We start from the raw sequence: 13,559 nt of genomic DNA, 5'->3' as shown, positions 1-13,559 counted from the left end.
GGAAAGCCAGACATGGCCATGGACGTCATCTCAGTCATCCGCACCAAGCGGGACCGCGGCGAGCTGACCGGTGAGCAGATCGACTGGGTCATCGACGCCTACACGCGCGGTGAGGTGGCCGACGAGCAGATGTCCTCGCTCGCGATGGCGATCCTGCTCAACGGCATGAACCGCGGCGAGATCGCCCGCTGGACGGCCGCGATGATCGCCTCGGGCGAGCGCATGGACTTCTCGTCCCTGTCCCGCCCGACCGCCGACAAGCACTCCACGGGCGGCGTCGGCGACAAGATCACGCTGCCGCTGGCGCCCCTGGTGGCGGCGTGCGGCGCGGCCGTCCCGCAGCTCTCCGGCCGCGGCCTCGGCCACACCGGCGGCACCCTGGACAAGCTGGAGTCGATCCCCGGCTGGCGCGCCCTGCTCTCCAACGAGGAGATGCTGGACGTCCTGGACACCACCGGCGCGGTGATCTGCGCGGCGGGCGACGGTCTCGCGCCCGCCGACAAGAAGCTGTACGCGCTGCGCGACGTGACGGGCACGGTCGAGGCGATCCCGCTCATCGCCTCCTCCATCATGTCGAAGAAGATCGCCGAGGGCACCGGCTCGCTGGTCCTGGACGTGAAGGTCGGCTCCGGCGCCTTCATGAAGACGATCGAGGACGCCCGCGAGCTGGCCTCCACCATGGTCGGCCTCGGCACCGACCACGGCGTGAAGACCGTCGCGCTGCTCACCGACATGGCGACACCCCTCGGCCTGACCGCGGGCAACGCCCTGGAGGTCCGCGAGTCGGTCGAGGTCCTGGCCGGCGGCGGCCCCTCCGACGTGGTCGAGCTGACGCTGGCCCTGGCCCGCGAGATGCTCGACGCGGCGGGCCTGAAGGACGCCGACCCGGCGAAGGCGCTGGCCGACGGCTCCGCGATGGACGTCTGGCGCCGCATGATCGCGGCCCAGGGAGGCGACCCGGACGCGCCGCTGCCCACGTCGAAGGAGCAGCACGTGGTGAAGGCGGGCGCCTCCGGCGTCCTGACCCGCCTTGACGCCTACGACATCGGCGTCGCCGCCTGGCGCCTGGGCGCGGGCCGCGCCCGCAAGGAGGACCCGGTGCAGGCCGCCGCGGGCGTCGAACTCCACGCCAAGCCCGGCGACACGGTCACCGAGGGCCAGCCCCTCCTCACCCTCCACACGGACACCCCGGACCGCTTCGCGTACGCGCTGGCGGCGGTGGAGGGCGCGTACGACGTCGCCCCGGCGGGCACGGACTTCAGCGCCTCGCCGGTGGTGCGGGAACGTATCGCCTGACCTGCGGTTTCCTCAGTCGGGTGAACGGGATCGGTAGACCAGTGCCGGTCCCGTTCGGCATGCTGGGACCGGTGACGCACCGATAGGAGAACCGCCATGAGCGCACTCACCGTGAGCCAGGAGCCCGACCAGAACTGGGACGACCTCGTCCGGTTCTGGGAGGAGATGGATCGGCCCGAGGGCAGCAAGGTGGAGATCATCGAGGGGATCATCACCGTGTCACCAGCTCCGGGACTGCCTCACAATGTGATCGCTGCACGCATTCAGCGACGTTTGTATCCGGTGATCCCGGAGGACTGGGAGATCTTCCAGACACTGGCGATCGCCGTTCCGTCCCGCCTCGGAATGCTCATCCCAGACCTCGTGGTCGCGCCGCTGCCGGACCACACGGAGTCCGACACCCACATTCCCGCCGCGCTCGCGGAACTGGTCGTCGAGGTCACCTCCAAGTCCAACGCCCGGCACGACCGCGTCAGCAAGCCCGCCGCCTACGCCACCGCGGGGATCCCCCTCTACCTCCTCGTCGACCGCTGGGCACCCGGCGGCCCCACCGCGACGCTGTACGGCGAACCGAAGGGTGACGTCTACCGGGTGCTGAGCGCCGCGAAGTTCGGCGACCCCCTCACGCTCCCCGCACCCTTCGACCTGACCATCGACACCGGCGAGTTCCCCGAGGCCTGACTCACCCCAAAACCGTCGCCACCCCCACCAGCACCGGCACCGACACCACCGTCGACACCAGGATCGCGTCGCGGGCCAGGCGCTCGCCCACCCCGTAGGTGGACGCGTAGGTGTACAGGTTCTGCGCGGCAGGCAGCGCCGACGTCACCACCACGTCGAGCAGTTGGGGGCCCCGCAGACCGAAGACCCCCGACGCCAGCGCCCATGCCACCGCCGGCTGCCCCACCGCCTTCAGGGCGACGGCGAGCAGCACCGGCCGCCGTTCCACGCCCCGCAGCGGCATCGTGGAGCCGCACAGGCCGATGCCGAAGGCCAGCAGCACCGCCGGGACCGACATGTTGCCGATCAGTGTCACCGGGTCCATGACCGCGTCCGGCACCCGCAACCCGCTCGCGGCCACCGCGACCCCGGCGAGCGAGCCCAGCGCGATCGGATTGCGCAGCGGCGTCAGCAGCCGCCGCCACAGCGGGCCCTTGGCACCCCCGCCCGACGACAGGTCCAGGATCGTCACCGCCACCGGCGTCACCAGCACCAGTTGGAACAGCAGCACCGGCGCCACCAGCGAGGCGTCGCCCAGCACGTACACGGCGATCGGGATGCCGAGGTTGCCGGAGTTGACGTAACCGGAGCAGAGCGCGCCGATCGTCGTACGGCCCACACCCCAGCCGCGTACGACGCCCACCGCGACGAACGCGCCGGCCACCGCCAGCGTGGACAGGGCCGTCACCAGCAGCCGGGCGGAGAAGACCACCGACAGGTCGGCCGTGGCCAGGGTCGTGAACAGCAGGGCCGGTGACGCCACGTGGAAGGCCAGCTTGGTCAGCACCTCCCGGCCCTGGGGGCCGAGGTGGCCGCGCAGGCCGAGCACATAGCCGACCGCGATCACCACCGCGATGACCGCGAACCCGGTCAGCACCCCCTGCACGGCACCCCCTCGCGGACGGAGAGGCGGGTACCGGGCGGCGCGGCGGGGGCGGGAGAGGATATGTGGGGCATACAGCGAACCCTCTGGTGGAGGGCCCGCCCAGGTCAATGTGATCCCCGACGGCCCCGGCACCGATGATTTCCCGGCCCGTGCCGGGTCTACCGCACGTGGACGCCGTGACACCCGCCGTACTCGTGCTGCCGGGGCCCGTCTCCCGTGGGGAGGCGCCTCGGTTCTGCGACGAGGTGCGCGCGCTGCTGGAAAGCACCCGGGCCGGGGTGGTCGTCTGCGACGTCGGCGGCCTCGGGCCGCCGGGGCTCGCCGTGGTCGACCTGCTGGCGCGCCTGGAGCTCACCGCCCGGCGGGCCGGGGGCCGGATCCGGCTGCGCGACCCCGATCCGGCCCTGCACGCCCTACTGGACCTCGTCGGCCTCCGCTTCGAGACGGAGGGGCAGGTCGAACAGCGGGAACCACCGCTTGGTGTCGAGGAAGCAGTGGAACCCGGTGATGCGGCCGTCTGAGATCTCCAGGACCTGCACCGCCCACGGCGCGAAGCCGCCCGCCTCCGGGTCCGGCTTGTAGTGCGCGAAGGCCGGCAGCCCGTTGGCCTCCACCCGCAGCAGCCGGGAGCCCGCGCACGCGGCGCCGAGCGTCGTCATGAAGCCGGTGATGTCCGCCGGGCCGGCCAGCCACAGGTCGAACGGCGGCATCGTCATGACCGCGTCCTCGTGCAACAGCGCCGTCAGCGCCGTCATGTCATAGCCCTCGAAGGCCGCGACATAGCGCTCCAGGAGCTTCTGCTGCTCCTCGTCCAGCGGGTCGGACACCGCCGCGTCGGCGCCCCGGTCCTCCCGCTCGGCGAGCGTCGCGCGGGCCCGCTGCAGGGCGCTGTTGACGGAGGCGACCGACGTGCCGAGCAGCTCGGCGACCTCGCTCGCCCGCCACGCCAGCACCTCGCGCAGGATCAGCACCGCCCGCTGCTTGGGCGGCAGCTGCTGCAGGGCGGCCATGAAGGCGAGCCGCACGGACTCCTTGGCGACCGCGGCCTCCGCCGGGTCCGCGGTCTGCGGCAGCACACGGGCGTCCGGCATCGGCTCCAGCCAGGTGTGGTCCGGGCGGGGCGACAGGGCCGCTTGGGCGAGCGGCGTCGACTCCGTCAGGTCCATGGGGCGCGCCCGCTTGTTGCCCGCGCTGAGCATGTCCAGGCAGACGTTGGTCGCGATCCGGTACAGCCAGGAGCGCAGGCTGGAGCGGCCCTCGAACTTGTCGTAGCTCCGCCAGGCGCGCACCAGGGTGTCCTGCACGGCGTCCTCGGCCTCGAAGGAGGAGCCGAGCATCCGGTAGCAGTACCCCGTCAGCTCGGGCCGGTGCTTCTCCAGCGCCGAGTCCAGCTCCGGCGTCACGGTGCCGTTGGTCATCGTCCGTCCACCCACCCCTGTGGCGTCCCGTAGTGCGCGTCTTCGCGCCTCGCACTTCGGAAGCTACCGCAGGGGACTGACAATGGCCTGCGCAGTCAAGAAAGGCGCAGGTCAGCGAGGCAGGCTCAACGCCCTCACCGGCGCGCCGGCGGCCCGGCGCGCCGCCAGCGACCCGGACACCGTGATCACCACGACGCCCAGCACCGCGAGGACACCGACCCCGACCGTCCCGGCCCAGCCGCCGGAGTGGAAGGCCACCGCGCCGACCGTGCTGCCCGCGCTGGACCCCACGTAGTAGGCGGACTGGTACAGCGCCGAGGCCTGGGCGCGGCCGTGCCGGGCGGTCTTGCCGACCGCCGAGGAGGCCACCGCGTGCCCGGCGAAGAAGCCCGCCGTGATCAGCACCAGGCCGAGCAGGACCAGCGGAAGGAACGGCGCCAGGGACAGCAGCAGGCCCGCCGCCGTCGTACCGGCGCCCAGGTAGAGCGCGCCGCGGCGGCCCAGGCGGCTCACCAGCCGGCCCGCCGTCGACGCCGAGACCGTGCCGACCAGGTAGACCAGGAAGATCGAGCCGATCAGGCCCTGCGGGAGGGAGAAGGGCGCCTCGGTCAGGCGGTAGCCGATCACCGTGTAGACGCCGCCGAACACCGTCATGAACAGCGCGCCGATCGCGTACAGGCGGCGCAGCAGCGGGTTGGCGAGGTGGTCGCGGACCGTGCGGACGAGGACCCGCGGGCGCAGCGAGCCCGGCGTGAAGTGCCTGGGCGCCGGCAGCAGCAGCCGGAAGGCCACCGCGCACGCCACCGCCACCAGGCCGATGACCCCGACGGCCACCCGCCAGCCCCACTCCTGGGCGACCCAGCCGGTGATGACCCGGCCGCTCATCCCGCCCACGCTGTTGCCCGCCACGAACAGGCCGATCGCGCTGACCAGCGCCCGCGGCCGCACCTCCTCCGCGAGGTACGCCGTCGCCGAGGCCGGCAGCCCGGCCAGCGCCGCGCCCTGCACCGCCCGCAGCGCGACCAGCGCCGGCAGCGACGGGGCGAAGGGGACCAGCAGCCCGACGGTCACGGCGACCGCCAGCGAGGCGGTCATCACCGTACGGCGTCCGAACCGCTCCGACAGCGCGCTCATCGGCAGCACGAAGAGCGCGAGGCCCCCGGTCGCGGCGGCCACCGTCCAGCTCGCGTCGCTCGCCGTGACGCCCAGATCGCCGGAGATCAGCGGCAGCAGGGCCTGGGTGGAGTAGAGGAGCGCGAAGGTCGCGACGCCCGCCAGGAACAGCGCGAAACTCATCCGGCGGTAGCCGGGGCCGCCCGGGGCCATGCGCGAGTCGGGGGATTCGACGGGGTCGGGGACGGCGGAGGCGGCGGATGCGGCGTCCACGTCCGTGGACGCCCCGGTATCGGCGGGAGTCATGACACGACGATACGAAGGCCCTCACTCATCCGTCCAATGCATGGAATGGCCATAATCGTTCCCATGCTGCATCAGCAAAGCTCACGGCCCCGCCTGTCACCCTCCGGTGACACGGAAGACATCGTGGCGCTGCTCGCGCCCCGCCTCGCGCACTTCGCCGGCGTGGCCCGCACCGAGCACGTCACCCGGGCCGCGCAGGAGATGAACGTCCCCCAGTCGACCCTCTCGCGCGCCCTCGTCCGCCTGGAGGAGGACCTCGGCGTCGACCTGTTCGTGCGCCGCGGCCGCACCCTCGCGCTGACCGTCGCCGGGCGCACCTTCCTCGGCTCCGTGGAACGCGCCCTCGCCGAGGTCGAGCGCGCCGCCGACGAGGTCCGCGCCGATGCCGACCCGGCCACCGGCAAGGTCGCCTTCGGCTTCCTGCACACCATGGGCGCCGAGACCGTCCCCGGTCTGCTGCACGCCTTCCGCGCCGACCACCCCCGCGTCCGCTTCAGCCTGGTGCAGAACTACGGCGAGGCCATGCTGGAGCGGCTGCGCGCCGGCGAGTTGGACCTGTGCCTGACCTCCCCGGTGCCCGACGCCCCCGACCTGGTCGCCCGCCGCCTCGACGAGCAGAAACTGCGCCTGGTCGTCCCGGCCGACCACGCCCTGGCCGGCCGCAGGCGCATCCGCCTCGCCGAGGCCGCCGACGAGAACTTCGTGACCCTGGAGCCCGGCTACGGCCTGCGCCGCATCACCGACGCCCTGTGCAAGGAGGCCGGTTTCCGGCCCAGGGTCGCCTTCGAGGGCGAGGAGGCGGAGACGCTGCGCGGCCTGGTCGCGGCAGGACTCGGCGTCGCCCTGCTGCCGCCGCCCGCCGTGCCCCGCCCCGGCGTGGTCGAACTGACGGTCACGGCCCCGCGCGCCGCCCGCGAGATCGGCGTGGCCTGGCTGGCGGGGCGCACGGACACGCCACCCGTGGCGGCGTTCAAGAAGTTCCTGCTGTCCCGGCGGGGCAGCCTGCTGCCGTCCTGAGCCTCCCGCGCCGGGGCGGACGCGCGCTACCGTCGCAGCGACTTGCCGAACCCCGCCGCCAACGGCATCCGCAGTCCCAGCGGCGGGGGAGCGGCCAGGGCGTCCTCCACCGGGCGCGAGAAGGACCTCCCGAAGAGCACGCCCATCACGAAGTCCTCCGCCAGCGCGGCGACCTCGTCCCGGTACTGGCGCAGCCCGTGGCCGTCGGAGTGCACCTCGAACCGGCACACGGCACGGTTCGCCTTCTTCGCCCGCGAGGCGAGCCGGAACGACAGCTCCGGGTCGCTGTGCCCGTCGTTCGTGCCGTGCACGATCAGCACCTGCCGCCCGGCGAGCTGTTTCACCGGTTCGGGTGGCGCGGCGACGTCGTCCTCCGGCAGCCAAGGGGCGACCGCCAGCACCGAGTTGACGGCCTCGTGCCCGGCCGCACGCAGCGCCGCCCGGCCGCCCATACCGGTGCCGAGCAGGCACAGGGGCACGTCGCCGTAGCGCCGGACCGCCTCGTCGGCGGCCCATTCGGCGTCCCGGGCGAGGTGCGCCTCGGCGCCGTTCCAGCCGCGGTAGCGGTAGTGCACGACGTGCGTGGCCAGCCCCTCCTCCCGGCCCGCGCGTGCCAGCCGGCGCCCCAACGCGCGTACGGACGCGGCCGCGAGCAGCGCGGAGGGCCTGCGGTCGGAGACCTCCTCGCCCCCGGGGAGCAGCAGCACCACACCGCTCACCGCCGTCCCCTCCGGACCGAGCGTCCGCCCCAGCCGGGCCCGACGGACCGGCGTCGCTTGCTGTGCCATGGGAGCAGATTCTCAGAAGACCGGGTGTACGGAACCCGTCCGCGCAGTCACCGTTACATATCGGGGAGTCCGTACACCGCCCGCGGCATCGAATCCGGCCGCCTGGCCGGAACGCGTCGCGTCCCTCGGGGCCGTGCGGATCCATGAGGGGGCGCCCGGATCCATCGGGATCCATGAGGGGCCGTCCGGATCCGTCGAGACCCATCAGGATCCGTGCGGGTCCGTGCATTCGCCCGGTGTTCTACGCGCGTAGGAGTTAGAGTGCGGAAATGACGAGCCAGAGCACCGAGAAGAGCGCCGCGGCGAAGACCGCGACGGTCTCCAAGACACCGTCGCCGGACCGCATCCGCCGGGCGCCCAAGGTTCTGCTGCACGACCATCTCGACGGCGGGCTGCGTCCCGGCACGGTCGTCGAACTCGCCCGCGAGACCGGTTACCCGGACCTCCCGGAAACCGACGCCGACCGGCTCGGCACCTGGTTCCGGCAGGCCGCCGACTCCGGGTCCCTCGAGCGGTACCTGGAGACCTTCTCCCACACCGTCGGCGTCATGCAGACCCGCGACGCCCTGGCCCGGGTCGCCGCCGAGTGCGCCGAGGACCTCGCCGAGGACGGCGTCGTCTACGCCGAGGTGCGGTACGCGCCCGAGCAGCACCTGGAGAAGGGGCTGACGCTCGAAGAGGTCGTCGAGGCCGTCAACGAGGGCTTCCGGCAAGGGGAGCGGCGCGCCCGGGAGAACGGCCACCGCATCCGGGTCGGCGCCCTGCTCACCGCCATGCGGCACGCCGCCCGCTCCCTGGAGATCGCCGAACTCGCCAACCGCTACCGCGATCTCGGCGTCGTCGGCTTCGACATCGCGGGCGCCGAGGCCGGCTACCCGCCCACCCGGCACCTGGACGCCTTCGAGTACCTGAAGCGGGAGAACAACCACTTCACCATCCACGCCGGCGAGGCCTTCGGGCTGCCGTCCATCTGGCAGGCCCTGCAGTGGTGCGGCGCCGACCGGCTCGGACACGGGGTGCGCATCATCGACGACATCCAGGTCCACGAGGACGGCTCGGTCAAGCTCGGACGGCTCGCCTCCTACGTCCGGGACAAGCGGATCCCGCTGGAGCTGTGCCCCAGCTCCAACCTCCAGACCGGCGCCGCCGACTCCTATGCCGAGCACCCCATCGGGCTGCTGCGCCGGCTGCACTTCCGGGCCACCGTCAACACCGACAACCGGCTGATGTCCCACACCGGCATGAGCCGCGAATTCGAGCACCTTGTCGAGGCCTTCGGTTACACGCTCGACGACATGCAGTGGTTCTCCGTCAATGCGATGAAATCAGCGTTCATTCCTTTCGATGAACGACTGGCCATGATCAATGACGTCATCAAGCCCGGATACGCGGAGCTGAAATCCGAATGGCTGTTCCAGCAGACGGCCTCCACCAGCGGAAATGCGGACAGGGAGGGGTGACCAGGAGGCGACGGTAATACGGAAACGCGGACAGGCGTTCACAATCCGTCCGCATTTCGATGTTTGCCGCGGGGGGTGAAGCGTGTTTACGGTCGAGCACCGCTCACATCCCCGTCACCCCATTACGAGGACGCATTTCCATGAAGCAGTCTGCTGCCAAGACCCTCGGTGTCGCCGCCCTCGGTGCCGCCTTCGCCGCCGCCGGCGCCGGCGCGGCCACCGCGGCCCCCGAGCTCCCGGACACCGCGCAGACGGTGGACTCCGTCGCCCGCACCCTCCCCGCGGAGACCGTCTCCCAGGTGGCGCCCGGCGCGGGCAACGCGCTGGAGCAGGGCCGCAGGATCGCCGGCACCGGTCTGACCGTCGCGCAGCCGGTCGTCGAGCAGGTCGTCGCCGAGCAGCTCGCCGAGGGCCCGACCGAGCCGGTCGCCAAGCTGCTCGGCGGAGTGCCGCTGAAGGGCCTGCCCACCCAGGGCCTGCCGGTCAACGGTCTGCCGATCGGCGGCTGACCCCGCGCCTCCCCCATGCGCCGAAGGGGCGCGCCCGGTGTCGCCGGGTGCGCCCCTTCGGCGTACCAGAGGGGAGGTACGTCTTTCACCAGGCCGTGCGGGCGGCCTTCTCCTCGGACGGGAGCAGGATCCACAGGGCCAGGTAGAGCAGGAACTGCGGGCCGGGCAGCAGGCAGGAGACCAGGAAGATCACCCGCATCGTGCCGGCCGAGGTGCCGAAGCGCCGGGCCAGCGCGGCGCACACTCCGCCGATCATGCGGCCGTGGGTGGGGCGGGCGAGGCGGGACATCGCGGCTCCTTCGTGAGCGTCTGGGTGGGGCTGCCCTCCGGCTTCCCCTTCATCTGCCCTCCACGCTACGGAGACGAACGGAACAAAGCGTCGCTCTACGGGGCGATACCGACCCTGGGAATCGTCGGGGTCCGACCCTGAGCGGGCTCCTCCTGAGGTACGTCCTCCCGCCCGTCCCGCCGGTACCGGCGACGGAGCCGGGCCCGGCCCGCGGGGACGACGACGAGGTGCGCGAGGGCCACGCCCACCGTGTTCAGCAGCACCGAGTCGATGTCCACGACCTGACCGGGCACCCCGGTCTGCAGCAGCTCGATGCCCACCGACAGCAGGGCGGCCGCGGCCGTGGTGCGCAGCACGGACGCCAGCGGTGAGACGGTCAGCCGGCCGCCGGCCATCGGCAGCAGTACCCCCAGCGGGGCCAGCAGCGCCAGCCCTCCGGCGAGCGAGCGCACGGCCTGGACTCCGCCCAGCGTCAGGTCGGCACGGATGCCGGCGAGGGGTTCGAGATTGGGAGGCAGCACCCAGGGAACGTCGAGCGGCCGCAGCGCGTACCAGGCGACGAACGCGAGATGCGCGACGAGGAGAACGCCTCCCGTCACACGGATGCGGAGCGCGGCGCTGCCGCCGAGGAACCCATGACGCTGCACGTCCCCCTAGACGCGGCCCGCACCGCGCACGGTTCCGGCCCCCTGCTCCGCAAGGGTGAGGCTTGCGCCACACGCCCCTCGTACGGGCTACCCGGCCCCGATCCGGTCCCGCACGGCCCTCTTCCCGTCCCTCGTGCGGGCACCGCCCGCCCGGCCGGACGTCAGCCGGTCGTGACCCCGTCGGCCGGTGGTTCGTTGCTGCCGGGACGGGCCCGGACCTCGTCCGTGCAGGTGTAGCGGCGGGCGGACCGGTCGGCCGGGCCGGCCAGCACCACCGAGCCGTCGCCCTCGGCCGCGGCGGAGTCGGAGAAGGTGCACACGACCTGCGCGAGGGCGTACGAGGTGAGGTCGTCGGGATCGGTGCTCAGCCGCAGCGTGTCCTCCGGGTCGCCGGAGCGCGGTCCCGTCACGGTGATCCCGCGGCGTACGTCCGACGTGTACCCGGCCTCCTTCTCCGCGGCCGACGGCTGCTCCGCCAGCTCGTTCAGCAGCCCCTGGGCCACCAGCACGCGCCGGCCGGAGTCCGACGCGCCGTCCGGCACCCGCACCGTGCGGTCCACGGCCACCAGCGAGGAGCCGCACAGCAGGAACACCCGCGCCGGCAGCCCGGGGGTGGTCCGCGTCGACACGTCCGACTCGGCGAGCGAGCAGCGCACCCGGGAGGGCGCGGGACCGTAGTCCGTGGGCACCTCGGTGGCGCGGATGCCGCACCCGGTCAGCAGCACGGCCAGTACTCCGAGCCCGGTCAGGGCCGGCAGCCGGCGTACGGTCATCAGACCTGTCCCTTCGCGTCCTTGCCCTGGTCCTCGGTGCCCTCGCGGTCCTCCCCGGCGGGCGGGGACGGGTCCTGCGGCAGCCGCAGCGTGAAGACCGCCCCGCCCTCCGGGGCGTTCTCGGCGGATATCTCGCCGCCGTGGATGTGCGCGTTCTCCAGGGCGATGGACAGGCCGAGCCCGCTGCCCTCGGAGCGCGGCCGGGAGGCGCTCGCCTTGTAGAAGCGGTCGAAGACGTGCGGCAGGACGTCCTCGGGGATGCCGGGACCGTTGTCCCGCACCCGGATGACGATCTCGTCGTCCGCCCGCGTCACCGACACCCTGACCGGCGACCCGCCGTGCTTGAGCGCGTTGCCGATCAGGTTGGCGAGGATGACGTCCAGGCGGCGCGGGTCCAGGCGGGCGTGGATGCCCCGCTCGGCGTCCAGGTCGACGGCGTCCAGCCAGGCCCGGGCGTCGATGCACGCGGTGATCTGGTCGGCGACGTCCACGTCGTCCAGGACCAGCCGGGCGGTGCCCGCGTCGAAGCGGGTGACCTCCATCAGGTTCTCCACCAGGTCGTTCAGCCGCCGCGTCTCGCTCACCACCAGCCGTACGGCGGGCTCGACCATCGGGTCGAAGCTCCCGCCCTCGCCGTCGCCCTCACCCGCGTACTCCAGCTCCTCCTCCAGCACCTCCGTCACCGCGGTGAGCGCCGTCAGCGGCGTGCGCAGTTCGTGACTCATGTCCGCGACGAAGCGCCGCGAGGCCTGCTCCCGGTCCGCCATGTCCGCGACCCGCTTCTCCAGGTTCTCGGCGGCGTTGTTGAACGTACGGGACAGGTCCGCCAGTTCGTCGGTGCCGGACACGCGCAGCCGGGTGTCCAGCTTCCCCTCGCCCAGGCGCCGCGCCGCGACCCCGAGCCGGTGCACCGGCTTCAGCACGGTCGTCGCCAGGGCCTGCGCGAGCAGGGCGGAACCGAGCAGGGCCAGCCCGGTGGCGATCCCCAGCGACCAGGCGAGCGAGTTCAGGTCCTTGGCCTCCGGCTCCAGGGACTTGAGCATGTAGCCGGTCGGTCCGCCGCCGATCACCTTCGTCCCGGCCACCAGGTACGGGGTGCCGTCGTCGGTGATGCGCTGCCAGTACAGGTGGTACGGGTGCTTGTTGGCGGAGGTGAGTTTCTGCTCCTTGTTCACCGCGGCGCGCAACGACTCGGGCACGTCGGCCAGCGCGAAGCCGCCCAGGCCCCCCGAACTGCCGTACACGGCCCCGCCGTCGGCGCTCTCGGCGACCAGCAGCACCGTGAACCGCTGGCTGCTGTTGGCCATCTGCCCCGCGGTGTGCTGCAACTCGTCCTGCGTGGGGTGCTCGGGCAACGCCCCCGCCCGGCTCTGCATCTCCTGCTCGAAGTCGCGCAGTACGGCGTCCTGGGTGCGGGTGAGCACCGCCTCGCGGTTGAGCCAGTACGCGATGCCGGACGCGGACACGGCGGCGGTGAGCGCGACCAGACCGAAGACGAGGACGAGCCTGAGGCGCAGGCTGGTGAAGCGCAGCCCGGACCAGACTCCCTTGCGAGCCGCGGCCAGGCCGCGGTTACCCCCTGGGTGTTCCTTGGTCACTGAGGCGGATCCAGCCGGTAGCCGACACCCCGGACGGTACGGATCAGGGTCGGGGACGACGGCACGTCCTCGACCTTGGCGCGCAGCCGCTGGACGCACGCGTCCACCAGCCGGGAGTCGCCGAGGTAGTCGTGTTCCCACACCAGCCGCAGCAACTGCTGCCGGGACAGCGCCTGTCCGGGCCGCCGGCTCAGTTCGAGCAGCAGCCGCAGCTCGGTCGGCGTCAGCTGGAGGTCCTCGCCGTTCTTCGTCACGGTCATCGCCGAACGGTCGATGACCAGGCTGCCGAAGCTCGCCGAGTCGGTGGACTCCCGTTCCCCGCGCCGCAGTACGGCCCGGATCCGGGCGTCCAGGACCCGGCCCTGGACGGGTTTGACGACGTAGTCGTCGGCGCCCGACTCGAGACCGACGACCACGTCGATGTCGTCGTTGCGCGCGGTCAGCAGGATGATCGGCAGCTGGTCGGTGCGCCGGATGCGACGGCACACCTCGAAGCCGTCGATGCCGGGCAGCATCACGTCCAGCACGATCAGGTCCGGCCGCTGCTCGCGCAGCAGCTTCAGACCGTCCTCACCACTGGCAGCGGTGGCCACCCGGTGGCCCTGGCGGGTCAGGGAGAGCTCCAGGGCCGTGCGGATGGCGTCGTCGTCCTCGATCAGCAACAGGGAAGGCACGCGCTCATTCTGGCCCATGAGGGGGTGCGTGTTCGACCTGTGGGTGCGGTTGGGGCCCGACCACG

General features: G+C 72.5%; 15 protein-coding genes. 6 read left to right on the top strand and 9 right to left on the bottom strand.

Annotated elements, in window-relative coordinates; all coding sequences use genetic code 11:
- The first annotated feature begins 18 nt into the window (after window positions 1–18).
- Together NI25_RS14590 and NI25_RS14585 are read left to right on the top strand one after the other, a co-directional pair.
- Window positions 19–1,296, top strand: coding sequence for a thymidine phosphorylase (locus NI25_RS14590; protein ID WP_199561101.1), 1,278 nt, complete (start codon window positions 19–21; stop codon window positions 1,294–1,296).
- Window positions 1,297–1,392: 96 nt separating this feature from the next.
- Window positions 1,393–1,977 carry a Uma2 family endonuclease gene (locus NI25_RS14585; RefSeq protein WP_061442878.1) on the top strand — a complete coding sequence of 195 codons (585 nt, stop codon included), beginning with the start codon at window positions 1,393–1,395 and terminating at the stop codon, window positions 1,975–1,977.
- Window position 1,978: 1 nt separating this feature from the next.
- Here the strand turns inward: NI25_RS14585 and NI25_RS14580 are convergent, their stop codons facing one another.
- Complete coding sequence (locus tag NI25_RS14580) at window positions 1,979–2,902, bottom strand: AEC family transporter (protein WP_061442877.1); 924 nt, start codon at window positions 2,900–2,902, stop codon at window positions 1,979–1,981.
- A gap of 134 nt (window positions 2,903–3,036) precedes the next feature.
- Between NI25_RS14580 and NI25_RS37605 the strand changes: the two genes are divergently transcribed.
- Complete coding sequence (locus NI25_RS37605) at window positions 3,037–3,423, top strand: STAS domain-containing protein (RefSeq protein WP_078884623.1); 387 nt, start codon at window positions 3,037–3,039, stop codon at window positions 3,421–3,423.
- Here NI25_RS37605 and NI25_RS14570 read toward each other — a convergent pair.
- Together NI25_RS14570 and NI25_RS14565 are read right to left on the bottom strand one after the other, a co-directional pair.
- On the bottom strand, window positions 3,316–4,320 hold the full coding sequence (locus NI25_RS14570; RefSeq protein WP_061442875.1) for a sigma-70 family RNA polymerase sigma factor: 1,005 nt from the start codon (window positions 4,318–4,320) through the stop codon (window positions 3,316–3,318). The two genes, NI25_RS37605 and NI25_RS14570, sit on opposite strands and share 108 nt — an antisense overlap.
- 111 nt (window positions 4,321–4,431) lie before the next feature.
- Window positions 4,432–5,739, bottom strand: coding sequence for an MFS transporter (locus NI25_RS14565; RefSeq protein WP_061442874.1), 1,308 nt, complete (start codon window positions 5,737–5,739; stop codon window positions 4,432–4,434).
- A gap of 63 nt (window positions 5,740–5,802) precedes the next feature.
- Here NI25_RS14565 and NI25_RS14560 point away from each other — a divergent pair, with 63 nt between their 5' ends.
- Window positions 5,803–6,756: a LysR family transcriptional regulator gene (locus tag NI25_RS14560; RefSeq protein ID WP_061442873.1), complete on the top strand. Its 954-nt coding sequence runs from the start codon at window positions 5,803–5,805 to the stop codon at window positions 6,754–6,756.
- Between the two features lie 26 nt (window positions 6,757–6,782).
- Here NI25_RS14560 and NI25_RS14555 read toward each other — a convergent pair whose 3' ends face one another.
- Window positions 6,783–7,544: an alpha/beta hydrolase gene (locus NI25_RS14555; protein WP_061442872.1), complete on the bottom strand. Its 762-nt coding sequence runs from the start codon at window positions 7,542–7,544 to the stop codon at window positions 6,783–6,785.
- Window positions 7,545–7,813: 269 nt separating this feature from the next.
- Between NI25_RS14555 and NI25_RS14550 the strand changes: the two genes are divergently transcribed.
- Complete coding sequence (locus NI25_RS14550) at window positions 7,814–9,004, top strand: adenosine deaminase (protein ID WP_061442871.1); 1,191 nt, start codon at window positions 7,814–7,816, stop codon at window positions 9,002–9,004.
- Between the two features lie 140 nt (window positions 9,005–9,144).
- Entirely contained in the window at window positions 9,145–9,513 is a 369-nt protein-coding gene (locus tag NI25_RS14545; protein WP_061442870.1) for a hypothetical protein, read from the top strand.
- A gap of 85 nt (window positions 9,514–9,598) precedes the next feature.
- Here NI25_RS14545 and NI25_RS14540 read toward each other — a convergent pair whose 3' ends face one another.
- The 5 genes from NI25_RS14540 to afsQ1 all read right to left on the bottom strand — a co-directional run bounded on the left by NI25_RS14540 (window position 9,599) and on the right by afsQ1 (window position 13,494).
- Window positions 9,599–9,802: a PspC domain-containing protein gene (locus NI25_RS14540; protein ID WP_061442869.1), complete on the bottom strand. Its 204-nt coding sequence runs from the start codon at window positions 9,800–9,802 to the stop codon at window positions 9,599–9,601.
- Window positions 9,803–9,897: 95 nt separating this feature from the next.
- Complete coding sequence (locus NI25_RS14535) at window positions 9,898–10,449, bottom strand: VanZ family protein (RefSeq protein WP_061442868.1); 552 nt, start codon at window positions 10,447–10,449, stop codon at window positions 9,898–9,900.
- Between the two features lie 161 nt (window positions 10,450–10,610).
- A complete protein-coding gene (locus tag NI25_RS14530; protein WP_061442867.1) occupies window positions 10,611–11,222 on the bottom strand; it encodes a hypothetical protein in 612 nt (203 codons plus the stop codon).
- Window positions 11,222–12,820, bottom strand: a complete 1,599-nt coding sequence (gene afsQ2, locus NI25_RS14525; RefSeq protein ID WP_061442866.1) for a two-component system sensor histidine kinase AfsQ2 — start codon at window positions 12,818–12,820, stop codon at window positions 11,222–11,224. The genes NI25_RS14530 and afsQ2 overlap by 1 nt, the downstream gene beginning before the upstream one ends.
- Window positions 12,817–13,494, bottom strand: coding sequence for a two-component system response regulator AfsQ1 (gene afsQ1, locus NI25_RS14520; protein WP_003974066.1), 678 nt, complete (start codon window positions 13,492–13,494; stop codon window positions 12,817–12,819). The genes afsQ2 and afsQ1 overlap by 4 nt, the downstream gene beginning before the upstream one ends.
- Between the last annotated feature and the right edge of the window lie 65 nt (window positions 13,495–13,559).

This window comes from Streptomyces sp. CCM_MD2014 (genome assembly GCF_000772045.1).
Lineage (GTDB): Bacteria > Actinomycetota > Actinomycetes > Streptomycetales > Streptomycetaceae > Streptomyces > Streptomyces salinarius.
This window is presented reverse-complemented; position numbering and strand designations above follow the sequence as displayed.

What these genes read in the sequence shown, in the direction of transcription:
- NI25_RS14590 (WP_199561101.1), top strand. Translation starts at nt 19, where the DNA reads ATGGACGTCATCTCAGTCATCCGCACCAAGCGGGACCGCGGCGAGCTG.
- NI25_RS14585 (WP_061442878.1), top strand. Translation starts at nt 1,393, where the DNA reads ATGAGCGCACTCACCGTGAGCCAGGAGCCCGACCAGAACTGGGACGAC.
- NI25_RS37605 (WP_078884623.1), top strand. Translation starts at nt 3,037, where the DNA reads ATGATTTCCCGGCCCGTGCCGGGTCTACCGCACGTGGACGCCGTGACA.
- NI25_RS14570 (WP_061442875.1), bottom strand. Translation starts at nt 4,320, where the DNA reads ATGACCAACGGCACCGTGACGCCGGAGCTGGACTCGGCGCTGGAGAAG.
- NI25_RS14565 (WP_061442874.1), bottom strand. Translation starts at nt 5,739, where the DNA reads ATGACTCCCGCCGATACCGGGGCGTCCACGGACGTGGACGCCGCATCC.
- NI25_RS14560 (WP_061442873.1), top strand. Translation starts at nt 5,803, where the DNA reads ATGCTGCATCAGCAAAGCTCACGGCCCCGCCTGTCACCCTCCGGTGAC.
- NI25_RS14555 (WP_061442872.1), bottom strand. Translation starts at nt 7,544, where the DNA reads ATGGCACAGCAAGCGACGCCGGTCCGTCGGGCCCGGCTGGGGCGGACG.
- NI25_RS14550 (WP_061442871.1), top strand. Translation starts at nt 7,814, where the DNA reads ATGACGAGCCAGAGCACCGAGAAGAGCGCCGCGGCGAAGACCGCGACG.
- NI25_RS14545 (WP_061442870.1), top strand. Translation starts at nt 9,145, where the DNA reads ATGAAGCAGTCTGCTGCCAAGACCCTCGGTGTCGCCGCCCTCGGTGCC.
- NI25_RS14540 (WP_061442869.1), bottom strand. Translation starts at nt 9,802, where the DNA reads ATGTCCCGCCTCGCCCGCCCCACCCACGGCCGCATGATCGGCGGAGTG.
- NI25_RS14530 (WP_061442867.1), bottom strand. Translation starts at nt 11,222, where the DNA reads ATGACCGTACGCCGGCTGCCGGCCCTGACCGGGCTCGGAGTACTGGCC.